Below are 26135 nucleotides of genomic sequence, written 5' to 3' on the forward strand. Positions count from 1 at the left end.
TTTGTGGCTCATTAACTTTTTCTGTTTAACTTACTTTCTTTGATGTATTAGCAGTTTCCTTAGTTGATGTTGTTTGCTTTTCTTGAGATGAATTGTCTGTTGTTGAATTTTCATTTGTTGATTGGTCTTGTGAGGAAGTTTCTTTAGTTGTAGAGGCCGACTTATTATCTGTTGATTGAGTTTCTTTAGTAGTCGTTGTTTCTGTAGTTGGTTCTTCTGATGTTTTACTTTCTTCTGCAGTTGTTGTTTTGTCATCGTTATTCTTGTCAGTCGTTGAAGAAGCATCTGATTTTTCATCAGTTACTGATGTAACACCTTTATTATCTTCAGTCGTTGTTGATGTTTTATCATTTGTTTTATTAATTGTGTCTTGTTCTATATTAGAGGAGTCTTTTGTTGTTTGATTTGAAGAAGCTTTTTCTGTGTTTGCTTGTTCGGTATTTTGTGTCTCTTCCGTATTAGATTTTTCTGTTTGACTAGTATCTTGAGTCGTTGCTGTCGTTTGATCAGCATGATTAGCTTCTTCTGACACATTTGTAGTTGCTTTGTCAGTTGCTTGATCCTCTGTACTAGCTGTTTCGTTAGTATTAGTCAGTTCGGTTATATCGACAGGTTCACTTTTATCTTTATTGCCGTCGTTATTTTGTGACGATGCATTATCTAATTCATCTGCTCTCGCTACATTTCCTACGCCAAATACTAATGTCGCACCTATTAATAACGATGCAGTACCTACCGTAAATTTTCTAATTGCATATTTGTTTAATTTGTTTGGTAAAAAGCCTTGTCTATTCTTCATTCATGAATCACCTCATATATTTTTCACAACTTTAACATTGTATGTACATATAATACTTAATTGATTGAAAATTTACAAATGTTGCAAAACCATATATATCCACGCTTTATATTCAAAAGTAAATAGAATTATTATTACCTAAAAACGAAAAAGTATTTATTCTTTTTTAGAAATAAAATCACAACTCTTGGCAAATCGACATAAATAAAACATTTGTTTGCAAATTATTTGGAACTCAATTCAATTTGTCGTTACATTTAATAATCAATTAATATTTCAGAAATTAAATTTTATGATGTTATATGCATAAAATAATAAAGTTGTGCTTTCGTATATTTCTATTAACCGAATTCATTAATAATAAACCCGAATATTCATATTTAATTTTTAATCTCCTCATTCGTTAATTTAAAATTCCATGATATTTTGTTTATACATTTTAACTATCATTTCATCCTAAAAAGCAACCCAGGACATTAATCCTGGGTTGCTTTATTGATATTTTCTGTTATTTTATTTTCTAATATCTTGAATATGGGACATTTGTTTCAATCGTGTTTCTGCAAAATGTTGTGACGCTTCTAATGGTGTTTTATGTTGTTCTTTGGCGATATCAAAGATATGTTTCACAATTTTATCTATACCTTCAATACTTTCCTTAGCACGCGTTTCATTATATCCATTCAACTCATCAGCAGTGTTGATTACACCACCACTATTCACAATATAATCTGGTGCATATAATATACCTTTTTCTTCTAACATTTGACTATGTTTGTTTTCATCTTTTAATTGGTTATTTGCTGAACCACAAATCGCTTTAACTTTTAATTGAGGAATTGTATCGTCATTTAATATACCACCGAGTGCACATGGCGCGAAGATATCCGCTTCTACTGAAAAGATATCATCTGGTTCAACAAATGTCGCATTAAACTCATCTACTGCACGCTGTGCATTATCTTTATTAATATCAGTAACAATCAACTTAACACCATCTTCATGTAAAAGACGACAAAGTTCATAGGACACGTGTCCCACACCTTGAACTGCTATGGTCTTACCTTCAAGAGATTCACCATTAAATTGTTCTAAAGCCGTACGCTTCATAGCAATATATATACCATAAGCTGTCATAGGACTTGGATTACCTGCTGAGCCGAACGACTTACTTGTACCACAAACATAAGGTGTTTCTTTATGAATAAGGTTCATTTCATGCTCTGATGTACCTACATCTTCAGCTGTATAATAACGACCATTTAATGTATGAACATAACGCCCTAATGCTCTATAGAATGCTTCTTCATCTTCTTTATTAGGTGATCCCATCACTACTGTCTTACCTCCACCAAGGTCTAAGCCAGCTGCAGCATTTTTATATGTCATTCCACGTGCTAAATTCATAGCATCCTCAATTGCTTCTTCTTCTGATGCATAATCATTTCTCACGCGGCAACCACCTAATGCTGGTCCAAGCGTTGTATCATGAATACAAATGATTGCCTTTAGACCCGTTGATTGATCTTGGCAAAATACTATTTGTTCATAATCTTCTTGTTCCATTGTTTCAAAAATCATTCAAATACTCCTCTCATAAAATTAATCTACATTATTCGCATACCCTGACAATATGGGAATAATCTCGATTTGAAACACGCACAATATTAGCTAAATTATGAATTATAAGAAAATTTTTTCGTCTTTATGTTTACATTAAAAAACTGAGACAATTCAACATGTCTCAGTCACTATTTATATTTCATATCTTCAAATTGCCAATATTTTAAATGCTATTTATTGTAGTCTGCAAAATATGAGTGTACATATGTTTCTGTTTTTTCTTGTACTTCACAATAAACTTCTACTGTAAAATTGCCTGGTGCTTTAAAGTAAAAAGTATATGTTGCATGCGCCATTTCAGGATCCCATACTTCATACCCGTCATTTTTTAAGATTTGATGTATACGATCCACCTCTTCTTTACTTTCTTGCGGGAAACCAATATGGAATGTATCTGGATATTTTATATTTTCTCCTTCTATTAAATTAAACAGAAATCCATCTTCGTCATTCATAGCTGCAAACATATTGCCAGCACTACCAATACAAACTAAATCGAAATACTTTTCAAAAAATGCTCGCGTTGTTTTTACATCGTTGACCGTTATATTAATATGATTAATTTTCATAATTCAGACCTTCTTTTTCTTTATTTTATTTCTTACGTTCAATTTCATTATCTAAAATAGCTGTTGTTGCTTTTAGAAACGACTGAATGGTTTCCATTTGCTCTGCCGTATATTGATTTGTCAGTTCAGTCATATGTTGATTCAATGTTTCATAAGCGTGTTGTACTTCTGATTTATCTTCATACTGTGGAACAATCATAATACTTCGACGATCTTTAGGATGACGCTCACGTTTAACATAGCCTGCTCTTTCTAATCGATCGACCAATGCTGTAACACTTCCCGTTGTAAGTCCAACTCTTCTACCTAATTCACCAGCAGTGATAGGCCCCGTCTCACTTAACATATCAATCGTAGTCCAATCATGGTTATATACATCTAATTGTTCTGCAATTTTATGTTGGTATAAAACAACTCGCCGTCCTAAACCTCTAAATGAAGTCACCATATCATCATGTTTAACATCATTTTGATTGTTATCATCATTCATTTTTAAGCCACCTCTATTTACCTTGATTATCAAGATATTCGATTGTCTAACTACTTTAACACAATTCAGATTCTAATGAAAGATTCTTAACTTTATTTATGTAATTGCTCAAAAAAGGCCTAGGGACAACTCCCTAGACCTTAAAAATAGTGATAGCATTAGTTTAATGTATCAAGTGCTTGTTTTAAATCATTGACTAAATCATCTGTGTCTTCAATACCAATTGATAAACGGATTAATCCATCTGTGATACCCTCTTTAGCGCGTACATCTGCTGGAATAGATGCATGTGTCATTAATGCAGGAACTGATATTAAACTTTCTACTGCCCCTAAACTTTCAGCTAACGTGAAATATTGCGTAGCATGAATCACTTGTTTCGCAGCTTCTGTGTCTTTCACTTCAAATGCAATAACGCCTGTATGTCCATCTGCTTGTGCAGCATGAATATCATAGTTTAAGTGACTTTTAATACTTGGATGGAATACTTTTTGTACACTATCGTGAGACTGTAACATATCAATCACTGCTTCTACGTTACGATTAATTTGTTCCATACGTAAACCTAACGTCTTGATTCCTCTTACTAATAAGTAGCTATCCTGTGGTCCAAGCACACCACCAGTTGAATTTGAGATAAAGCCTATACGTTCTCCTAATTCATCGTCTGCAGTCACTACTAATCCTGCAACTACATCACTATGTCCACCAATATATTTAGTAGCAGAATGTAAAACTATATCAATACCAAAATCTAATGGATTTTGATAATAAGGTGTCATAAATGTATTATCTACTACAGAAATAAGGTTATGTTTTTTAGCAATCGCTACAGCACCTTTAATATCTGTCACACGTAATAATGGATTAGAAGGCGTTTCGATATATAACATTTTTGTTTCTGGTTTAATATATTTCTCAACATTTTCAATATTGGTTGTATCTACAAAATCTACGTCTAATCCGAAGCGTGTAAATACTTTTGTTAAAGCGCGGTACGTACCACCGTATACATCTGAATTTAAAATAAGCTGGTCTCCTTTATCTAATAGCATAATCACTGCACTAATAGCTGCCATGCCTGAACCAAATGCGAAACCATGTTTACCATGTTCTAAGTCTGCAATAACACTTTCTAAAGACGCACGTGTTGGATTGGCAGTACGTGAATATTCATAACCTTGGCGTAAATCTCCGATATCGTCTTGTAAATATGTACTTGTTTGGTAAATTGGAGTCGTTACAGCACCTGTATAATCATCTGTTGTATGTCCGCCATGTATCATTTGTGTTTTTTTATTCATTATTCTCATTCTCCTTATAACTAAATATTTGTTTTGACATGTATCGGTCGCTACCATCAGGGAATATCGTCACGATAATCCCTTTATCTATTTGTTTTTTTAATTCAAGTGCACCTTGAAGTGCAGCGCCGGATGAGCTACCTACTAGTAACCCTTCTTGTTTAGCGATGGCTTTTACATTATCAAAGGCATGTTGATCACTAATTGTAAAAATACCTTCTACTAATGATTTCTCTAGAAAGCTAGGCCATTTTTCTGAACCAATACCTTCTGTGGCATGCGTATGACTTGGACCGCCATTTAATATCGACCCCTCAGGTTCGACGATATAATTTTTAACACCTAATGGTTGTAAGTGTCTCGCGACGCCTGTAAATGTACCGCCCGAGCCAGCACCAGCAACAAAGTAATCAATATGATTTAGTTCATCTGTTAACGCTTTACCTAATGTATGAGTATAGGCATCTGGATTATGTGTTGTTTCAAATTGATTCATATAAATCGATTGCGTGTCTTCAGCATACTGTCGGGCAACTTGTTGTGCACCTATCATGCCTTCAGCTTTTACAGTTCTTTTAACATCAGCACCTAAAGCACGCATAATTGATATTTTCTCTTCGGAAAAGCCTTCTGGTGCAAATATCACACAATTAAGTTGGTAACGATTGGCAGCTATTGCTAAACCAATCCCTGTATTACCAGCTGTAGCTTCTACAATGGTATCACCACGATGTAGACGCCCCTCTTCAATCGCTTGTTCAACTAAATACTTTCCTAGTCGGTCTTTTACACTTCCGCCTGGATTAAATTGTTCGAGTTTCGCATAGATTTTTACGTCTTCATCACTAAAACTCTCTAATAACACGAGTGGTGTCTCTCCTATTAAGTCATATGCAATCATATTCTATATATTCAATCATCCTTTATTCAGTGGAAAATTGAACATTCCCTTCTTTCTCAAATGGATTAATTAATTCTTATTTAACAGGTATGAATTATAAAGGATTGTACACAAATTTGCAATTTCATAGTTTATAACTTTTTATATTTTTTTACATCATTATTTTTAAATTCAATCAAATGTGTCATCTACTTTATTCTGTTATGATAATGATAATACCGTTCATACATTTTCATGGATAATACAAGTAAAGGAGTTCACAATAAGATGTCAAATAAAGACCTATCATTATCTGTATTCACTAAAGAAAATTATAAAAACTTGAGCCATACAGCGACTAATTTTAGAAATTCAATGTACGATGAATTAGAAGTTAATAAAGGTCGCTTTAAAAATTGTAATTTTGATGAAGGTATTTTCAAAAATATTAATGCTATTTCTAACAGTAAAGTGGTTAATAGTAGTATGAATGATTGTATTTTTGAACAAGTGAATTTTTATAAAAACCTCTTCAAAAAAATCTCTTTTGAAAATACAACATTTGATGAAACAACGATCAATAATACAACATTCCAAGATGTTGTATTCGACGGAAATACTTTTAGCGACGTTAAAATCACAGATACTGTATTTAAAAATGTTGTTTTTAAAAAGACAGAAATTAGCAATTCAACATTTGAAAATATCAAATTAAAACATTGTATCTTTGATCATGTCACATTTAAAAATTGTAGTCTTCCTAAAAACATTGAAGAAGAATTAAAAAAACAAAATGTTGTTTTCGAAAATATTCAATAGATCATTAAACCTGTGTACTTTGACTCAACCATGATGTCTAAGTACACTTTTTTATTGATGATTCAGTATGATGAATGCGTTATTGAATGTTTAAGAGACTATTTTCATGGATATAAGCATACAAACTTAGGAAAGAAGGAATATAAATGACTCAAGATTCTAGTCAATTAAGTAAAGCACCAACCCCTGACAAAGCGGAGGATAATGCATTTTTCCCTTCACCATATTCATTAAGTCAATATACAGCGCCTAAAACAGATTTTAATGGTGTTAATCATAAAAATGCTTATACTGGTGGCAAATGGAAAGTATTAATGATTGCCGCTGAAGAGCGTTATGTATTATTAGAAAACGGTAAAATGTTTTCAACAGGAAATCATCCAGTTGAAATGCTATTACCGTTACACCATTTAATGGAAGCAGGCTTCGATGTAGATGTCGCTACATTAACTGGTTACCCTGTCAAACTAGAGCACTGGGCAATGCCTACGGAAGATGAAGCAGTACAAGAAACATATAATAAGCTAAAAGAAAAATTAAAACAACCTAAAGTATTATCTGAAGTCATCAAAAATGAACTTGGCCCTGATTCAGATTATATTTCACTCTTTATCCCTGGTGGACATGCCGCTGTTGTTGGTATTTCTGAAAGTGAAGATGTTCAACAAGCTTTAGATTGGGCATTAGATTATGATAAATTTGTTATCACATTATGTCACGGCCCGGCAGCATTATTATCTGCTGGATTAAATAGAGAAAAATCTCCATTTGAAGGATATTCTGTATGTGTCTTCCCAGATGCATTAGATGAAGGCGCAAATATCGATATCGGTTATTTACCTGGTAAACTTAAATGGTTAGTCGCTGATTTATTGACTAAACAAGGACTTCAAGTTGTAAATAAAGAAATGAGTGGCCAAACTCATCAAGATCGTAAATTATTAACTGGCGATAGCCCACTGGCTTCTAATAAACTTGGACTTCTTGCAGCGGATGCATTAGTAGAAGCCGTCCAACAATCATAAGTAAAATCATATTTAATCGATATATTTTCATGCCCTAGATACATTCGTAATGATGTATCTAGGGCTTTTTAAAATGGCTAAATAATTCAATGTTGAAAATTATATATTGCTTTTGTATAATATTTTTAAATATTCTGATATTTGTTTCTGAATTTATCATTTTACTTAATTTCAAGTCAAAAGTGAGAGAGGTATTTTTTATGCAACCGATCATTCACGGTTTCTTATTAGCACTAGGTCTGATTCTACCTTTAGGTGCTCAAAATGTATTTGTATTTAATCAAGGTGCAAATCAAAAGAAATTAACTAAAGCATTACCAGTGATCGTCACAGCTGGCTTATGTGATACTACTTTAATTGTGTTAGCTATTTTAGGCGTATCCTTAATCTTAATGTCTCTTCCTATTTTACAGTTAGTCATTTATATCATTGGTCTCGCCTTTCTATTATATATGGCATGGTCATTATGGAATGAAAAGCCTAGTCATTTAGAACATATGGAACCCATGAGCGCAAAAAAACAAATCGGCTTCGCATTATCCGTTTCATTACTTAATCCTCACGCGATAATGGATACGATTGGTGTAATTGGAACAAGTGCGTCTATGTATCATGGCACCGAAAAGATATTATTTGCTGGCGCTACTATGTTAGTATCTTGGATTTGGTTTATCCTATTAGCGATACTCGGTAAAATGATAGGTTCGGTCGATAAAACAGGAAAATATATTATTATTCTAAATAAAGTTTCAAGTGTTATCGTACTCATCGTAAGTTGTATAATCATCAAAAATATCTGGCATATTTTAGCCAATTAATACAAATAGGGCTTATCGAAATTTAAATTTCGATAAGCCCTATGGCATTTATAATGATGTTGTTCTCATCGTATAAATTAAAATAATTGAACAATAAATACTAAAATAATGACTACTGGCATTACAAATTTAATTAAATAATACCATGGTAAAAACAATTTAAATTTGTCTCTTCCAAAGCTTTCTTGTAGCAGCTGTTTATCCAACAATTGTCCTACTACTAATGTTGTGCCAAGTGCCCCTAAAGGCATTAATATATTCGAAACGACAAAATCCATATTATCGAATATTGTACCTGCGCCAAATTTAACGCCACTCAAACTTCCAAATGATAATGTCGCTGGAATACTAATTAAAAAGACCAGTATACTTGCGATCAATGCGACAGGTTGACGTTTCGTATTATCATTTTTCGTAAAATTAGAAACGTTTAATTCTAACAGTGAAATGGATGATGTTAACGCTGCAAATAAGAATAAAATTAAAAACATCAGATAAAAGGCAATACCAAAGTGCATTTTATCAAATACAAGCGGTAGTACTTTGAATAATAATCCTGGACCTTCTTGTGGTTGATAACCAAATGTTTTCAAAGCAGGAAAAATAGCTAAGCCCGCTAAGACCGAAACTAAAATATTCATCAATACAATGGAAACCGCTGATGATTTAATAGTCATTGTCTTCGGTGCATAACTTGCGTATGTAATCATTCCAGTTGTTCCTAATGATAAGGTAAAGAATGATTGACCTAACGCAAATAAAATACCTTCAATTGAAATATCTTCCACTCTAGGTTGTAACAAGTAACGCACACCCTCTAGCGATCCGTCTAAAGATAATGATTTTACCACTACAATAATTAAAAAGATAAATAATAGTGGCATCATGATTTTGGATGCTTTTTCCAACCCTTTTTCTACACCTAACATAACAATGATCATCGTTAAGAAGATAAAAATACCCTGTCCTAAAACAGTAAGCCATGGATTACTAATCATTGCTTCAAAATTGAGTTGTGTCAGGTGAGTTGTATTTAAACTTAATATTTGCCAAATAACATTCCCCATATAAATAATAATCCATCCGCCAATGACACTATAGAAACCAAACAATATAAAAACTGCTAAATTCCCGTTCCACCCAATCACATTGAGCCACTTTTTACCTGTGAGTTTACTATAGATTTGAGTTGTATACGTTCTTCCCATTTTCCCTACTGTAAATTCCATAATTAATAATGGCAGTCCTACAAAAATGGTAAAAATTAAAAACATTAATAAAAAGGCGCCACCACCATATATACCAGCCATATAAGGAAACTTCCACATTGCTCCTAATCCAATTGCGGAACCGGCACTTGCTAATATAAACCCAGTAGAAGTTTTCCATTCTGATTGCTTACTCATATTCACTCACTTCCTTTAATGCGTTAAAGCGTTTACGTACTTAAGTAACACTTTACCATTAGTTAGTTATAAGTGCAATATTCATACAAATTGTCAGAATAATAAAAAAAGAACAGCCCATAACGTTGCCTTTCATTTAATACATTGATTAGCATCAGTTATGACTATTCTTTATATTTTAATCTTCGCTACTATAAGTAATCGTTTGGCCATCATTTACTTCTTCAATTTCTAAACTTTCAATATGATCGACATTAATATAATGTATTGAATCACCTTTTTCTAGATAAAGATAAGGTAATTCATCAAACTCATCTATAATTCTTCTAACACATTTGTCCTTATCGATGCCCTTATCAAAAGTCTTAAATTCTGTATATCTGTGGCCTGAAATCGTAATATAGGTTAATAAAAATGTTCTCGTCACAGTTGAACACCACCTTATTGCTAGTTTTTATTTTTGAGTGAAAAACTCAACGATATCTTGTTCTAATTCATCTCTTCCTTCACCGTGGGTCATTAAATGTTGATTGAGTGGAAAATCTTGAATTGATTTATTATCGCTACTAATTTGATTAAAAATATAGTGTGCACTTTCTTCATAAGCCGCTTCATCTTGTCCACCATATAAAATTCTAGCAGTCGATTTAATATCATGTAAATTTGACATAATATCATTAATAACACCTTGAAATACTTTAATTTCATCTTGATATTGGTCAATTTGGGCTAATGATTCAACACTCTCATCCTCAGACAGCCTCATTATCTGATTCATGCGTTTGCCATATTTTTCTAAGCGCCAAGCAATACCAGCTTCTGTTTTCTCGCTAGGTGCAGACATCACTACGATACGATTTAATTCAACATTTTCAGCTAATCGTAATGTAAATAATCCACCTAACGATACACCGGCTGCATTAATGACTTCGTACCCTTCTTCCTTTAAAAACTGGTACGCTTCTTGCACACATGCCCACCAATCGTTAACATCATACTTAATAAACTGTGTAACCGGTAATCCATGACCAGGATAGTTAGGTACATAACACGTGAATCCTTGTTCATTCAACGTTGTAGCAAGATGCTTTACGTCTTTAACAGTACCTGTGAATGAATGTAATAACAATATAGCTTGTTGACTTGTCCCTTTTAAATAAAGTGGACTTGGTGATTTAATATTCATCATAAAATAACTCCCCTAGTTTTAATTATCGTATATACAACGGAAACATGCCTATATATCCATTCTCATTTTACAATTATCAATGTATAACATGTTTATTCTTTTTAAACTTGATTCGTTCAAACAGTGGATAAACCATTAACCATAAAGCGATCCAGGTTAAACCTAAAGTCACTCCACCAACCACATCTGTCAGATAATGCGCATGGAAATATAATCGACAAATCAAAACGCTTATCCATAATATTAATGCAAGACCGCTCAAAATAGATTTAAAGACCGCTCTTTTAATTAAAGGCATCACCACAATCAATAAAGTGATAAAAAACAATGTACTCGCATTAGAGTGCCCACTAGGAAAAGAAAACCCTGAGTCAATGGCTAAATGATTATACGGTCTCATTCGTTCGATTGTCATTTTAATCAAAATATTAATTAATGTTCCACTTAATATTGTGCAAATAAACCATATAGCTAAACGCGGATATTTAAATAATAATATTATTGTAATGATCACTGACATCACAATGACACCACTAACATCACCAATCGTGGCACAAAATGTCATATAATAGTTCAACATGTCTCCTTCAAATTGACGTTGTGGCGTACCGAATGTAGTAGTAAACCAGTCTAGTGAATGGCTATCGACAAATTTTAAAAATGGTATATCTTGTATAACGCCGACAGCCATTAAAATAAATATCATCATACTTATGATAAATAAAGGAATCGTAAACATACCTGTTGTTGCCCGTCTATTTTTCATACTTTCTCCTTTATCTCTTTATCTTATTCAATCATTCCTTATCTCTATTTTATAAAAAACAAAAGGAAATTCGCTCAGTCTCGTGCCCTATTTATATCTTGTAATCGAATACGTTGTTGACCGGCTTCATCAAAATTATTCGGACTTAACCATTGTTCGAAACGTTCATTTAATATCGGCCATTCCTTGTCAATCATTGAGTACCATGTTGTATCCCGATTACGTCCCTTATATATTACTGCCTGTCTAAACATACCTTCGTAAGTAAACCCTAATCTCAATGCTGCCTTTCTAGAAGGTTCGTTTAAACTGTCACACTTCCATTCATATCTACGATACCCTAATTGTTCAAACACATATTTCGCTAGCAAATATTGAACTTCAGTGGCGACTTTCGTCTTTTTTAATCCATTTGAATAATGGACATTTCCAACCTCTATCTTGCCATTAATCGAATCAATATTCATTAATGATAAGTAACCTAACGCTTTTTCACGCTTATGATCAATAATAGCAAAATAATACGAGTTTACATTAGACATTAAACCTTTAATATACTCTGAAAAAATACCGTAATCATGGATTGGTTCGCTAAACAAATAAGTCCAATTCGCATCATTATCTTCATTACATAATACGTCAAACAAATCATTAATGTGTGTTTCACTTAATTTAACTAATGAACTATACCGTCCGTCTAATTGTTTAATATCCGGGAAATTCAGCGGTTCAAAATCTGTTACGGACTCACCTATTGGTTGATGATGTATATTCCTTTTCATAAACAACCATCCCTTCATTTTTGAAATCTTAATATGTATTATAACTGATTCTTTTATATTACGTACCTTATAATATTCGATTATAAAATGAAATACTATAGCATTCTTTATTTCTAATACCTTTTGCATATAAAATATTGTATAATTGAAATAATTATAAATTTCAAATATATGACTATCACACATTAAACCTTGTACCACATACACTAATCCATTGTGCTTGATAGTAGGGAAGGCATTCATTATGAGCAAAATAATTATGATTTATCTCGCATTATTAATTACATTATTTCGCTTTTTCTTACCTATCCATCCATCATTCGAAACATTATTATTTTGGTTATTTGTCCTTTATATGATACCTATCATTTTATGTGTCATTGGTTTCAAAGGTGACAAATTAATCGCCACTATGGTTATAATTCCAAATTTATTAGGTATTATTTATCGACTATATGTCTACATTATGTATTTAATATATTTGAAATAAAAAACAGTATGACCTTTTCATTCTCGTAAGATCATACTGCTTTATAAAATTTAACCTTGGTTAATCATTTTCTCAAAATTATCTTCTAATTTAAATACAATTACTCTCTCTCCAGTAACTGTACTCAAATCACTATGAAAACTACTTACTTTGACACCAGTAATTTCATATATAAGGTCATTGAGATCATCTTGTCCTGACTCTACTAATTCAGATCTTGTGCGTTTGATATTTAACAATCCTTCACTGGTCTCACATACACGATATTCTGCAGGTGTTAATATACCTTGTAAATTGATAATGATCATATCTCTTAATATGTCTGTCTTAACCGATAATGAACCTCTACCTAAAAAATCTTTTTCCCATTGCGTGATGGCTTTACTGATTTCAGCTTCATATACACCTTTAGATTTTTTCATATAGACGACTCCTAAACATTAATTAACTATAGTTTAACATCTTATCTACTATTCGGAAATAATAGGATCATCGCTATAATCTACAATTACTTTTTAATATACCGCCTATATTTTACCAATCTTTCCAACTTTTTTTTTCATCTATGCTAGCTAGTCTCACCCATCCATGGTCCACTTTTTGTGCAAATTTCTGATTTTCATTAAGTAATCTTTGAATATGTGTGTCTGGTGCTTGAATAACAACTAATAAACGTATGGGTGAATGATAAATTTCATTATCTTGTGCCATCACTGATTGCCATGGTAAACCATACATCAAATCACTGGAGTTCCCTTGCATAACACCAAGTCCAGATGTTACAGATTGCGTTCTTTTATTACCGCTGCCATAAAAATGAGGTGCCACAGTAGATGCGTAATATTGTAAGTTAATCCATTGTGCAACAAGCGCTGGGCCTGAAATAATTGTATTCAGAATATGACCATCTTCATCTTGTGACCAATCATAATTATGCAAGAATGCACGTGCTTCTAAATTACTATTTTCAGTAATCGAACGTTTCCCAATAATAAATTCTGCATTTTTAGCCAAGCCCCATTCAGGTCTAATTTCACTCCAGTCACTTGCATATTGATATGCTTCAGCAACTGGATCTTTATGTACTTTATCTAAGTTTGGTAAATGTGCTAAACGCTCTAAATTAGACTTGTAACTCACTTGAGGCATAACTGATTCTAATAAATCAAAGGCTTGTTTTGCACTTTCAGTTAATTCTGGTACATAAATCCATTCTAATTCATCTACAGACGTTTTATGTTCGGCTGCCACAAATACAGTTTCATCTGGAATGATAATGCCATCTTCTTTAAGTGCTGTTCTGACTGATGACTGGTTACATAATATAGCTAATAACTTAGCATTGAAACCACTAGACGCACCGCCACATGCACCACATTCTAAAGAAGAATGGTATGGGTTATTATGCGATTCACTACCGTGACCGCCTAAAACGATGAGTGGTGCAAAGTCTTTGGTTAAGTCCATTAATTGTAATGCTTGCTTACTAAATTGAATTTGTTCTTCCTCTGTTAATCCGATTGGCAATTCCGAATACACGTGATGTTCACGATCAATTGATAATTTTGTCTCAGGTTTTTGAAGCCATTTCTTTGTAAAACGATGAACAAACTGTCTAGCTTGGGTAGGTATGAGTGTATTAGCAATCGTATTTATACTTAAGAATGGTCCGCTTAATTCTGGTAATAATAAACTAGGTAACACGTTATGTTTCATTAATTTAAATGTATAAAACATTGATGTAATCGTATGTTGTTGTTGTTGATAACGTTCTAGTTTATGTCGTTCTGCATATTCTTGAATTTTATATGCTGGTGGCACCATCACCGGTAAAGATTCATGCTCAAATTGAGCATCAATCACTTCTTTTTTTATAGGTAAACCAAAGAACCCAGCAATACCAATCGTTTCAAACGGTCCTTCACCTTCAAGATGGCGACGAAATGGTTCAGAACGGACATCGATACAAAATGCTAACTGCGCTTGTATCTTTTGAGACTTATTTCCAGATTGCGATTCATAAATCGTATTGACTAAGTCGCGTTCATGCGTTTCTTCCCAAGCGTTAAGCCATAAATTTTGAAAATATTGACGTTGAAATTGACGCGCAAAATTAAGATATCTTAACTTTAGTTCATCTGATAGGTTAAGCCATTCTTCTAACGATAATTCCGCATAAAATATAAACGCACAAACGAATTCAATTTCTTTATGATGATGTAACTCTGATAATTGAAATTGATCTTTAGTAGTGGTTAATAATACATATTCGATAGCTAATCTGATTGCTACATAATCTGTTAATAGCTCCCGCTCTGATTCATTTTCTTCCGCTCTGTAATACATCATCCCTGCCCATCCAGGCAAAGCCAGTAACTGACCTTCTATATAAGATTGCCTATTATCATTAGTAATATCTAACTTGGTTAATACATGATTAATTAATTCATGTGACTTTGATGGCATGTGGCGGATCAATTGTCTAGCTTCTTTAGTTAAAGCAGGGTCATGTTGTGCTAAGTGTAACCACGCTGTATAAAAGCCTTCTTCTCGTTTAGGCATCGTCCAACTCGATTGAAATTGATCTAAGTATAATTTAGACCACTTAATGATATGTACATCTACCTCATCAATTAACTTTTCATTTTTATGATTAACACGGTCCGCACTCTTAGGTCTGTGTAAATCTGTTTGCTTATTCTTTTTAATTTGATCCGGCAATGATCTCAAAATATCACGACGTATTTGATTACCTAAAAGGTGATCTGGCACACGCTTAATATGTTGAATATTATTGATATAGCGTTTTTCAAGGTCAGTTTCAATATTAATTTCCGCCGTTTGAAGTGCATCATTTAATAAAGATTCAAAAATATCTACATCGATTTCTCCATGTTCTTTAGCATCTTCTATAGCATTGTGATTAGGATAAATATCAACATCTCTGATATCTTTCAACCAAGTTGCTACTTCGTTAAAAGTTTGGTTTTCTAAACCTTCCCAAGGATTTCTTGCCGCAAAAATCGAAATCGGAGACAACGGTGTAATAACACGTTTCGCATTTGAAACAATCATTGCTATATCATTCTGTTGTTGTGAATTAACCATATTTTTCACCCTTTTATAAATACTTTTTCAAATAATTCGGATGGCTTTCAATGGATGCAGATTTAGCTTCACCCAATTTAACTAGCCATAAATACAACACAGCAAAGGTGTGTGAATTTCGATGACGTGCTACCCAAATACTTAGAATACTTCCAAATACAATGATGCCAATACTTAATATACTGCTTAGTAATGGGGGATGTGTCACACTAATATGCACTGTGTTTAATAAATAATTAAAGAAATGATGTGTCACGATATACACTAAGGCAACAATAACAATCATGCCGATACCAATTACTTTGCCCATTGCAGATTTACTAAATGCAACGAGTTGATTCCATGACACCATTAATGACCATGCTAAAATAAGTGCACTAATTAATTCATATGCGCTATGATCACTATTGAACCAGAAAGCAAATGCAATCATTATCGCTAACAATCTGCCAAGTACAATCCAACTATATGATTGCTTAGCTGTGAGTGGTGTAGGAATATTAAATCTACCCACAACAGAACCAGATTGTAAAAATAATGTAGCTTTAAATACACCGTGCAATACTAGATGTATAATAGCTGCTGAATATGCACCTAATGCACATTGCACTAACATAAAGCCCATTTGACTCATCGTCGACCCAACAAGTTGACGTTTGTAGTCAACATGAACAAGGCTTATCCCTGAACCTAACAATACAGACACACTCGCGATGAATAACAACACTGTAATCGCGATTGGGTTGTCAAATACTGGAGAGAAGCGTGTTAATATAATACCCCCAGCGTTTACAATACCTGCATGCATAATTGCTGATACAGGTGTAGGCGCCGCAACAGATTCTATCAACCAACTTTGGAAGGGAAATTGAGCCGCTGGGATAATCACAGCAAGCACAATAAATAAATCAATAATCAATTTCATACCAAAAGACAGGTGACTATAATCAACAGCTACTGCGTCGATATACCAATGACCAGTTGAAACAAATAACAATAGCACGGCAATCACTAGTGATAACCATCCAACGATAAACAGTTTAGCTGAAATTTTCGCCGCTTCATGCGGCACTTTCCAGAATCGATTGACCCTGATTAATAAAGTCAGACACAACAACGTTGCACCCCAACTTAAAACCATTAGTCTTAGATCCCCACTTAACCAAGCGACAGACGCAAATACAGTAATGAGTGTAAACAGCGGAAAGTATTGTCGATAGTTTTTATCACCAAGCAAATAACGTACACAAAACTTTTGTATAATAAACCCTAATATTAAAATAAAACTTCCCATTAACCACGCTAATTTATCTAACGTAAAAGGTCCGATGATTATTGGATTATTTACTGTAAATAATCCAATTAGGCCTACTATGATTGGTAAAACAATAATATACATATGTATCTTGATATATTGCGTAGGAATCGAAGCAGATAAAAATATTAATCCGCTAATCATTGCTAGCAACAGTGTAATAAGAAACAAAATTAAGAGTACACTCATACTGACTCTAGATACCTCCTTGATAAAGATTCGATCATTTAAATTTATGTATAATAAAAAGCCTACAATAGTCACTTCCCCAATTTTTACAAATGAGAAACTTGCTACTGTAGGCTTCATTTTAACTTGAAATATTATCATTAAGATTTCAACATTCAATACTAAAGCATACATTCTCTATCTAAAAAGTATGTATCTTAATGTACTATCTATGTTAAAATCCTTCATTTACTTGATTGATTCTATTTCCATTTAAAAAGCTACCTGCTTATCAATATATCCGTTCAAACGTTAATTACTCCTTGTCTTTCGACATACACTTAAAAAATAATTAGCATACATCGCTAGCTAAGGCTTAATTTTACTTTTGAGCATAACAATATAAATATAGTTGATTCTATTTATTATGTCAAACTTCATACAAATCAAGAGACTTTTCTCTAAAAAAGTCATTATATTACAACTTTAAAACAACTTTGTAAAGTGAATGTAAACGATTCCAACACAGTACACACTTAGGCATGAAAGACTGTACTGTTTTCATTTAAACGAACCACTTATGACCTCTAACATACGAGTTAGGAAATTTCACCATATCTACTGAATATCCTCGTTACAATGTAATTAACAAATCAATCGAGGGAGGTAATTATCATGGGAATCATTTCAGGTATTATTTCTTTAGTTAAAACAATCATCGACCTTGTTAAAGGCAACAAATAATAAGATTACTTCAAAACTTGTACAAACCCAAAATAAACTACAATTGATAGAAATGGAGGACTAAATCATGGAAATCGTAACAAGCATCATTTCAATCATCAAAACAATCCTTGGTTTCTTCAAATAATAAATCATGATACATAAAAGAGGTGGGACTTATTCCCACCTCTTTTATTTTTGGCCGAGAGCATCTATTGCATAGTTAAAATATAAAATGAAATAGTGTAGTTAGCGTATCATTTTCAACTATAATAAAGATTCCGAGAGCTATATAAACAACTGCCATAATCCAACGATTAAATTTTTCAACGATTTCTCCAATATCCTTAATATCGGCTAACCGTTGTGCTGTATAAATAAGTACAAAAATAAGAATCACGAATACAATGAGCGTCACAATAAGCTGACTGAAATTTAAAGACACAAAGTAAGGTACAAACAAACCAATATTATCTGCACCACAACTTGCTATCGTCACCAGAGCAACAATCCCCACTAATTTTGACAAACCCTTATCATTTAAAGCATCTTTTGCTCTTTTTTCTCCTTCACAATCATCAAAAATAGCAACTTTAATGCCCAAATAAACGGGTATTAAACCTAATAATCCAAGCATCCATTTTTCAGGAACATAGTGTAATACAAAAGCAAAAAATAAACTAATAATAATTAACGTCATCGATCCTAAAAATTGGCCTATATAAATATCTCGATATTCCTTTTTAGTATGTGCTCTAGCGAAATAAATTAATAAAATGACTAACAAATCTATGGCAGTTGCCGTGTATAAAACTATCGCTGTAAATATAATTGAAAGCATCCATATCACACTCCATCTATACATAGCTATTGTACATCATCTCTGTTTATTTTTTTAAAATCTATGATAGATGATATAAAAAAAGAGATTAGAACAAAAAGAAACGCCCCACTTTATAAGAAAAATGTGACATCTCGATATCAGGATTTCCCCCGATTAGCTCACAATACGTCAAATTTTTAGAAGCATCTAGTTTAAATGTAACGTTTAACACATCGTTAAGGTCTAATGAAACCTTGAGGAGCTTTATTCTAACCTCTCATTGGATAAAATGATTTTTCTTTATAATAAAAATTATCATATCTATATAAGAAAAGATATAGATATTTCGTGAAATTATTTGGTAACACCATATTTTTGATATATAAACATGTAGATGGGCACTATAGTTGAAAGGATTAATATTTGAACCTTTATCCTAAAATTAACAAATAATCATTTTATTAATATCATTAAATAATTATAAAAAGATTTGCTTTTTCTATTGTAATACAACTTATTTCGCATATAATTGGGGATAACAAAGTTTAAAAATGGATAAACACATATTTTAAATGATTTCATACTAACCAATCACAAAGGGGATTTATATTTTGCCATATTTCAAACCAATTAAAACAATGATTTGTAGTATATTAATCGCTTCACTTGCAATGTCTACAACAGCCACACTGTCAAACCAGGCACATGCAGATACAGATTATTACTATCGTGATGGATTAAATTATCCTTCAGATCAACAAGCATATCAAAAAGCTAAAAAAATTAGTAAAAGTTCGATTAGCATTCAACATTATACGAAAGCGAATCAAAATAATTTAAAAGCCATTGGTCGTGTATCTAACATGAACGGTCATAAAGGGAAAGGTAAGGATTCGATGGGAACAGGCACTGTAATTGGTGATCATACTTTAATTACCAATGCACATGTCATCGATGATAAAAATGGAAAAGCTGCTTCCGCTAAATATATTACTTTCGCAATGAATCGTGACGGCAAGCATATCCCATACAAATTCCATGCATCTAATGTTAAAAAACTACCGCATTATGATATTGCTATTGTACATACTAAAGAAAAAATGTCTAAATATGCTAAGCCTATTCGTATCGCATCAGATAAAGAAATCAATAGTCTAAAATTTAATACACCACTTTATTCACTAGGCTACCCTTGGCAAAATGGTGATAATACGAAAGCCTATTACAGTCAATTAAGATTCACACAATTTTCAGCCAATGGTACTGAAATAATGACTAAAGATATCTTTAGAGCAGGTGCCTCAGGTTCTCCAATGTTAGATAGTAAATATTCAAAAATTTATGGTCTACGTACTTATGGTTATAATTTATGGAACAATTCTACTGACAAATATGCCAAACAAGAGATGGCTGGCGGTGAATCTTTTAAAGGTAAAGCAGGTCAATTTGTAAAAGATAATATTAAATAATATCAAAAGGTACGCAAATCACTACAATTATCATTTAAAGTAGTATCATTGCGTACCTTTATTTTTATATGTTTTTTTCACGTGAAACTTTTTGATTCATCCATTGTAATTATTGTTGTGTGATAGTCCAATGATATGGGTCTGAAAATTGTGACCAATCCGCATCGATTTCACGACTATCTAATAAACACTGATCTAGTGATTTAATAATCTCTTCTTTCTCTAAATCTGTCCCAATAATCACAAATTGTGTATGTCTATCTCCATATTCTATATCCCATTCTTCAGCAACATCAGGACGTTCTTCCAGAATACTCTCCTGTTGAGCCTTTGACATACTTGCTACCCAATACGTCACTGGATGAATCGAACATGATGATCCTGCTTGTGATAACAGGCAAGCGACATGATTATATTGCGCTAACCAAACAATACCTTTGGCCCTTACAATATTATCTGGCATTTGTTCTAACCATGCATTAAATCTTTCAGCATGAAATGGAAGTCGACGGCGATACACAAATGAAGAAATCCCATACTCTTCTGTTTCTGGTGTATGTTCAGCATGTCCACCTTCTGTTAATTCTTTAATCCACCCTGCAGACTCACTCGCCTTTTCAAAATCAAAACGCTGTGTATTCAATACTTCTTTTAAATCGACTTCTGAATTAACTGTTTTAATGATCTTAGCATCCGGTTGTAATGTAGTTAAGATTTGTTCTAAACGTCCCAATTCTTTTTCGGAAACTAAATCTGTTTTATTAATAATCATTACATCACAAAATTCTACTTGGTCAATCAGTAAATCAGCAATCGTTCTTTCATCTTCATCACTTACACTTTGATCACGATCCATTAATAAATCTTCTGAATTAATATCATTGATAAATCGATTTGCGTCGACAACTGTAACCATCGTATCTAACCTACAAATCGCTGTTAAATCAATACCTAATTCTTCATCTATATATGAAAATGTCTGAGCCACTGGTACAGGTTCAGAAATACCTGTAGATTCTATAACAATTTGATCGATGCCATCTTTTTTCACAATACGTTCAACTTCTTTGAGTAAGTCATCTCTTAATGTACAACAAATGCATCCATTAGATAGCTCTACTAATTTTTCATCCGTACGTGACAAGCCCCCGCCTTCTGCCACTAAGTCTTTATCAATATTAACTTCACTCATATCATTTACAATAACTGCGATACGTCGTCCTTCTCTGTTTTGTAAAATATGATTTAATAATGTCGTCTTACCAGAACCTAAATATCCACTTAATACAGTTACTGGAATTTTAGCCATAATATACGCCCTCTCTTATTTGCAAATAGTAATTATTACGTTTTACATTTTATCGGATTAATTACGATTTATCAATAACGATTTTTATCTTAATAGGACTATTCATCATATTATTTTTACAAATATAAAAGGCATAGTCTTAAGCATCTAGGATGTTTAAGACTATGCCTTTCAATACAAAGAATAATATATTATATCAATTCATCTATGTGTTTAAAAAAGACTTTAATTGTTCATAATCTGCAGCACCTTGTTTAATGGCTGCTTGTGCTATTTCTTCTCTCATATCAGCATTCACAGTATTATATTGATAAGCTTGTAAAATTGACACCACTTCGTCACTAGGTTTTACAACATAAATATCTTTCCCATCAGCTTTCATTTGTTCTACGAGTTGATCAAGCGCATATGGTGTTTCAATTGGTAAGTTAGTAGTTAACACAATCACTTTATCTACATCATCAACGACATCCGGATTTTCCATTGAATAAGACCCACCATCATAATAGTGGTATCCACTAATTGGAATCGGTTGCCATACGCCTTGTAACGCAGAACTCGCTGCTAGTGCATCTATTAATGCTACACCAGATTGTGCATTAAATACTTTACGTTCAGATGTCTCTAATTCTGTTGCGACAATATTTAGTTTGTCATTCCATTCTAATGGCACACTACCTAAACGATGTCTAATCATATCACGACGTGCTTCTAATGATACATGTGGCTGAGTATTTTTAGAGATTTCACCCATACCATCAACCCAAGCCTTAGTTGATTTACTTTCTTTCGCTAATTGATCAAAAGCATGGAATAATTCTCCCATTTCTTTATCAGAAATAGGTGTTGTTTCATTAACCTTTTCAATAATTTGTTCCTGCCAAATTGTATCCCAATCAATCATCGACGATATCGTTGTACTTACTTGAGACCCTGCAGATGTACCAATGATATAATCCACAGTTCTTAAATCGAGTCCTTTGTCAAATAAACCTTTTAAATATCCAATGTGAAATGCGATACCATAATGACCGCCACCACTTAATGCTAATGCTACTTTTGAATTCATATGAATTAACCTCTTTATCTTTTATATTCGCTTACAATTGTAACTGGTAATTATATGTAGGTAAATTTTTAAGCATTGTAGTATAAAAAAGTCCTCTAACCTATACGGTTGAGGACTATATCATAGTATCTTATTCCCATTCTATTGTACTAGGTGGCTTAGAGGTAATATCATAGACAACGCGGTTAACATGATCCACTTCATTAACGATTCGGCTTGAAATCTTCTGTAAGACTTCCCAATCGATACGCGCAAAGTCACTTGTCATACCATCAATTGATGTTACAGCACGGATACCGACAGTGTGATCATATGTACGGTAGTCTCCCATAACACCTACAGATTGAATGCCTGGTAATACAGTGAAATATTGCCAGATGTCTCTTTCAAGACCTTCTTCTCGCACTACTTCTCTTAAAATTGCATCTGATTCTCTTACGATTTCTAATTTATCTTCCGTAATTTCACCAAGCACTCGGATACCTAAACCAGGGCCTGGGAATGGTTGTCTCCATACTAAATGCTCAGGAATACCTAATTCGATACCTAATGCACGTACTTCATCTTTAAATAACGTATTAATCGGTTCGATAAGTTCAAATTCCATATCTTCTGGTAAACCACCTACATTGTGGTGAGATTTAATTGTTTGAGCTGTTTTTGTACCTGATTCAATCACATCTGTATAAAGCGTACCTTGGGCTAAGAAGTCCACACCCTTTAACTTAGATGCTTCGTCATCAAATACATAAACGAATTCATTACCAATAATTTTACGTTTCTGTTCTGGATCTGATACACCAGCTAATTTTTTCATGAAACGATCTTGTGCATTTACACGAATAATATTCATGTTGAACCCTTCACCGAATTGTTCCATAACCATGTCGCCTTCACCTTTACGAAGTAATCCATGGTCAACAAAGATACAAGTCAATTGATCACCTATTGCTTTGTGTAATAGTACCGCTACTACAGATGAGTCAACGCCACCACTCATCGCACATAATACTTTACGGTCTCCTACACGTTCACGAATTTTTTCGATTTCAATTTCGATAAAGTTTTCCATTGTCCATTCGCCTGTACAATTACAAACACGGCGAACAAAGTTTCTTAAAAGATCATTACCGTATTCCGTATGACGTACTTCTGGATGGAATTGTACGCCGTAGATACGACGTGATTTATCTTCAATAGCAGCATAGTTTGTACTTGGACTATCTGCAATCACTTCAAAGCCTTCTGGAATTTCAATGACTTTATCTGAGTGGCTCATCCATACAGTTTGTTCTGATGGTAAACCGAAGAATAACTCGTCAGATTTTGCATTAATAATTGCTTTACCATACTCACGCTCATTAGCACGTTCCACTTTTCCGCCTAATAATTTAGTCGTTAGTTGCATTCCATAACAAATACCTAATACAGGGATACCTAAATTATAAATTTCTGGATCAATAGTGAATGAACCTTCTTCATAAACTGAATTAGGACCCCCAGATAATATAATACCTTTAGGATTCATACGTTTAATTTCTTCTATAGAAATTTCATGGTCGTGCAATTCGCTATATACACCCATTTCACGTATACGTCTTGTGATTAATTGATTGTATTGGCTACCAAAGTCTAGGACAAGAATCAACTCTTGCTCTTTCGCCATTTCCATAATTGTCGTTCTCCTTTAAATCTATAGTTAGAATGAATAGTTTGGTGATTCTTTAGTAATTTGAACATTATGTGGGTGACTTTCTGCTAAACCAGCAGGTCCCATACGTGTAAATTGTGCTTCTTCTCGTAACGTTTCTAAATCTTTAGAACCAGTGTAACCCATACCTGATCTTACACCGCCCATAAGTTGATAAATTGTATCTTGTAAAGGCCCTTTGTAAGCTGTACGTCCTTCAATACCTTCGGGTACAAATTTCTTAGGTGTTTTGTCTTCTTGGAAGTAACGGTCGTTTGAACCTCTTTCCATTGCACCTAATGAACCCATGCCACGGTATACTTTGTATTGTCTACCTTGGAATACTTCAGTTGCGCCTGGGCTTTCTTCAGTACCTGCTAATAGACTACCTAACATAACAGCATGTCCACCAGCTGCTAACGCTTTAATAATATCACCTGAGAACTTAATACCGCCATCAGCAATAATTGCTTTACCATGTTTACGTGCCTCAGTTGCACAATCGTAAACAGCTGTGATTTGTGGTACACCTACACCTGCAACAACACGTGTTGTACAAATTGAACCTGGACCGATACCAACTTTAACAACATCTGCACCCGCTTCAAATAAATCTTTTGTCGCTTCTGCAGTCGCAACATTACCTGCTACTAATGTAATTTCAGGGAATTTATTTTTAATATGTTTAACTTGTTCAATAACACCTTTTGAGTGACCATGTGCTGTATCGATAACAAGTGCATCCACACCTGCTTCAACTAATTTTTCTGCTCTAATGTCAGTATCTTTAGAAATACCGATTGCTGCCGCTGCTAGTAATCGACCATTAGCATCTTTAGCCGCATATGGGAATTCAAGCACTTTTTCAATATCTTTAATAGTAATTAATCCTTCTAAACGACCATTTTTTACTAGAGGTAGCTTTTCAATTTTATGTTCTTGTAAAATTGCTTCTGCTTCGTCTAAAGTCGTACCTACTGGAGCTGTGATTAAATCTTCTTTTGTCATAACATCTGAGATTTTAATTGAAAAATCTTCAATAAAACGTAAGTCACGATTAGTTAAAATACCTACTAACTCTCTGTCATCTAAATTATTTACGATTGGCACACCTGAAATACGATATTTACCCATTAAAGCTTCTGCTTCATATACGCTTTCATCAGGTGTTAAATAAAACGGATTACTAATAACACCATTCTCTGAGCGTTTTACCTTTTGTACTTCGTCAGCTTGTTCTTCGATACCCATGTTTTTATGGATAACGCCTAGTCCACCTTGTCTTGCCATCGCAATAGCCATTTTAGATTCTGTAACTGTATCCATACCCGCAGAAATAACCGGGATGTTTAATTTAATTTTATCTGACAAGCGAACACTCAAATCAACATCACTTGGTAACACGTCTGATTGAGCTGGAATTAATAATACATCATCGAATGTTAATGACTCTTTAGCAAACTTATTTTCCCACATTTAAAAACAGCCTCCAATATTATAT

General features: G+C 33.3%; 24 protein-coding genes and 1 pseudogene. 6 read left to right on the top strand and 19 right to left on the bottom strand.

What is annotated here, in order from left to right; genetic code table 11:
* Positions 1-25 precede the first annotated feature (25 nt).
* From JX000_RS11210 to JX000_RS11235, 6 genes and pseudogenes are all read right to left on the bottom strand, one after another.
* Entirely contained in the window at positions 26-799 is a 774-nt protein-coding gene (locus JX000_RS11210) for a YSIRK-type signal peptide-containing protein (RefSeq protein WP_206140710.1), read from the bottom strand.
* Positions 800-1312: 513 nt separating this feature from the next.
* Positions 1313-2380 carry a Leu/Phe/Val dehydrogenase gene (locus JX000_RS11215; RefSeq protein ID WP_124228252.1) on the bottom strand — a complete coding sequence of 356 codons (1068 nt, stop codon included), beginning with the start codon at positions 2378-2380 and terminating at the stop codon, positions 1313-1315.
* Between the two features lie 272 nt (positions 2381-2652).
* A pseudogene (locus tag JX000_RS11220) lies at positions 2653-2991 on the bottom strand (VOC family protein); the annotation flags it as partial.
* A 25-nt stretch (positions 2992-3016) separates the two neighbouring features.
* Positions 3017-3481 carry a MarR family winged helix-turn-helix transcriptional regulator gene (locus JX000_RS11225; protein ID WP_145506137.1) on the bottom strand — a complete coding sequence of 155 codons (465 nt, stop codon included), beginning with the start codon at positions 3479-3481 and terminating at the stop codon, positions 3017-3019.
* A gap of 158 nt (positions 3482-3639) precedes the next feature.
* Positions 3640-4785 (bottom strand): bifunctional cystathionine gamma-lyase/homocysteine desulfhydrase, encoded by a 1146-nt coding sequence (locus JX000_RS11230; protein ID WP_124228250.1) that lies wholly within the window; start codon positions 4783-4785, stop codon positions 3640-3642.
* A complete protein-coding gene (locus tag JX000_RS11235; protein WP_002451459.1) occupies positions 4778-5686 on the bottom strand; it encodes a PLP-dependent cysteine synthase family protein in 909 nt (302 codons plus the stop codon). The genes JX000_RS11230 and JX000_RS11235 overlap by 8 nt, the downstream gene beginning before the upstream one ends.
* A 267-nt stretch (positions 5687-5953) precedes the next feature.
* Between JX000_RS11235 and JX000_RS11240 the strand changes: the two genes are divergently transcribed.
* The 3 genes from JX000_RS11240 to JX000_RS11250 all read left to right on the top strand — a co-directional run bounded on the left by JX000_RS11240 (position 5954) and on the right by JX000_RS11250 (position 8327).
* Entirely contained in the window at positions 5954-6484 is a 531-nt protein-coding gene (locus JX000_RS11240; protein ID WP_124228249.1) for a pentapeptide repeat-containing protein, read from the top strand.
* Between the two features lie 146 nt (positions 6485-6630).
* Positions 6631-7509, top strand: coding sequence for a glyoxalase III HchA (hchA, locus tag JX000_RS11245; protein ID WP_075778224.1), 879 nt, complete (start codon positions 6631-6633; stop codon positions 7507-7509).
* Positions 7510-7709: 200 nt separating this feature from the next.
* A complete protein-coding gene (locus JX000_RS11250; RefSeq protein WP_124228248.1) occupies positions 7710-8327 on the top strand; it encodes a LysE/ArgO family amino acid transporter in 618 nt (205 codons plus the stop codon).
* A gap of 77 nt (positions 8328-8404) precedes the next feature.
* Here the strand turns inward: JX000_RS11250 and JX000_RS11255 are convergent, their stop codons facing one another.
* From JX000_RS11255 to JX000_RS11275, 5 genes are all read right to left on the bottom strand, one after another.
* Positions 8405-9733 carry a sodium-dependent transporter gene (locus JX000_RS11255; protein WP_124228247.1) on the bottom strand — a complete coding sequence of 443 codons (1329 nt, stop codon included), beginning with the start codon at positions 9731-9733 and terminating at the stop codon, positions 8405-8407.
* Positions 9734-9911: 178 nt separating this feature from the next.
* On the bottom strand, positions 9912-10160 hold the full coding sequence (locus tag JX000_RS11260) for a hypothetical protein (protein WP_002451464.1): 249 nt from the start codon (positions 10158-10160) through the stop codon (positions 9912-9914).
* A 27-nt stretch (positions 10161-10187) separates the two neighbouring features.
* The gene (locus JX000_RS11265) at positions 10188-10919 is read right to left on the bottom strand and encodes an alpha/beta hydrolase (protein ID WP_241005004.1); all 732 of its coding nucleotides are present in this window, start codon (positions 10917-10919) and stop codon (positions 10188-10190) included.
* A gap of 79 nt (positions 10920-10998) precedes the next feature.
* A complete protein-coding gene (locus JX000_RS11270; protein ID WP_002451466.1) occupies positions 10999-11688 on the bottom strand; it encodes a phosphatase PAP2 family protein in 690 nt (229 codons plus the stop codon).
* A gap of 74 nt (positions 11689-11762) precedes the next feature.
* Positions 11763-12470 (bottom strand): GNAT family N-acetyltransferase, encoded by a 708-nt coding sequence (locus JX000_RS11275; protein WP_002451467.1) that lies wholly within the window; start codon positions 12468-12470, stop codon positions 11763-11765.
* A gap of 241 nt (positions 12471-12711) precedes the next feature.
* Here JX000_RS11275 and JX000_RS11280 point away from each other — a divergent pair, with 241 nt between their 5' ends.
* Positions 12712-12960 carry a hypothetical protein gene (locus JX000_RS11280; protein WP_171970117.1) on the top strand — a complete coding sequence of 83 codons (249 nt, stop codon included), beginning with the start codon at positions 12712-12714 and terminating at the stop codon, positions 12958-12960.
* Between the two features lie 50 nt (positions 12961-13010).
* Here JX000_RS11280 and JX000_RS11285 read toward each other — a convergent pair whose 3' ends face one another.
* From JX000_RS11285 to JX000_RS11295, 3 genes are all read right to left on the bottom strand, one after another.
* On the bottom strand, positions 13011-13382 hold the full coding sequence (locus JX000_RS11285) for a Na-translocating system protein MpsC family protein (RefSeq protein ID WP_002451469.1): 372 nt from the start codon (positions 13380-13382) through the stop codon (positions 13011-13013).
* 112 nt (positions 13383-13494) lie between these two features.
* Positions 13495-16068: a DUF2309 domain-containing protein gene (locus JX000_RS11290; protein ID WP_145506142.1), complete on the bottom strand. Its 2574-nt coding sequence runs from the start codon at positions 16066-16068 to the stop codon at positions 13495-13497.
* 13 nt (positions 16069-16081) lie between these two features.
* A complete protein-coding gene (locus tag JX000_RS11295) occupies positions 16082-17572 on the bottom strand; it encodes an NADH dehydrogenase subunit 5 (protein ID WP_206141011.1) in 1491 nt (496 codons plus the stop codon).
* A 654-nt stretch (positions 17573-18226) separates the two neighbouring features.
* On the opposite strand from JX000_RS11295, the gene JX000_RS12330 reads away from it, so the two are divergent.
* Entirely contained in the window at positions 18227-18295 is a 69-nt protein-coding gene (locus tag JX000_RS12330; RefSeq protein WP_219350386.1) for a hypothetical protein, read from the top strand.
* A 202-nt stretch (positions 18296-18497) separates the two neighbouring features.
* Here JX000_RS12330 and JX000_RS11300 read toward each other — a convergent pair whose 3' ends face one another.
* Entirely contained in the window at positions 18498-19115 is a 618-nt protein-coding gene (locus tag JX000_RS11300) for a CadD family cadmium resistance transporter (protein ID WP_124228242.1), read from the bottom strand.
* A 593-nt stretch (positions 19116-19708) separates the two neighbouring features.
* On the opposite strand from JX000_RS11300, the gene JX000_RS11305 reads away from it, so the two are divergent.
* Positions 19709-20566 (top strand): trypsin-like serine peptidase, encoded by an 858-nt coding sequence (locus tag JX000_RS11305; protein WP_206140711.1) that lies wholly within the window; start codon positions 19709-19711, stop codon positions 20564-20566.
* A gap of 109 nt (positions 20567-20675) precedes the next feature.
* On the opposite strand, the gene JX000_RS11310 is transcribed toward JX000_RS11305, so the two are convergent.
* The 4 genes from JX000_RS11310 to guaB all read right to left on the bottom strand — a co-directional run bounded on the left by JX000_RS11310 (position 20676) and on the right by guaB (position 26110).
* Positions 20676-21875: a GTP-binding protein gene (locus JX000_RS11310; RefSeq protein ID WP_206140712.1), complete on the bottom strand. Its 1200-nt coding sequence runs from the start codon at positions 21873-21875 to the stop codon at positions 20676-20678.
* A 205-nt stretch (positions 21876-22080) separates the two neighbouring features.
* On the bottom strand, positions 22081-22944 hold the full coding sequence (locus JX000_RS11315) for a patatin-like phospholipase family protein (RefSeq protein ID WP_124228241.1): 864 nt from the start codon (positions 22942-22944) through the stop codon (positions 22081-22083).
* Between the two features lie 130 nt (positions 22945-23074).
* On the bottom strand, positions 23075-24616 hold the full coding sequence (guaA, locus tag JX000_RS11320; protein ID WP_002466433.1) for a glutamine-hydrolyzing GMP synthase: 1542 nt from the start codon (positions 24614-24616) through the stop codon (positions 23075-23077).
* A 27-nt stretch (positions 24617-24643) separates the two neighbouring features.
* A complete protein-coding gene (gene guaB, locus JX000_RS11325) occupies positions 24644-26110 on the bottom strand; it encodes an IMP dehydrogenase (protein ID WP_002451477.1) in 1467 nt (488 codons plus the stop codon).
* Positions 26111-26135: the final 25 nt, after the last annotated feature.

Source organism: Staphylococcus sp. SB1-57 (assembly GCF_017086425.1).
In the GTDB taxonomy this organism is placed as follows: domain Bacteria; phylum Bacillota; class Bacilli; order Staphylococcales; family Staphylococcaceae; genus Staphylococcus; species Staphylococcus warneri_A.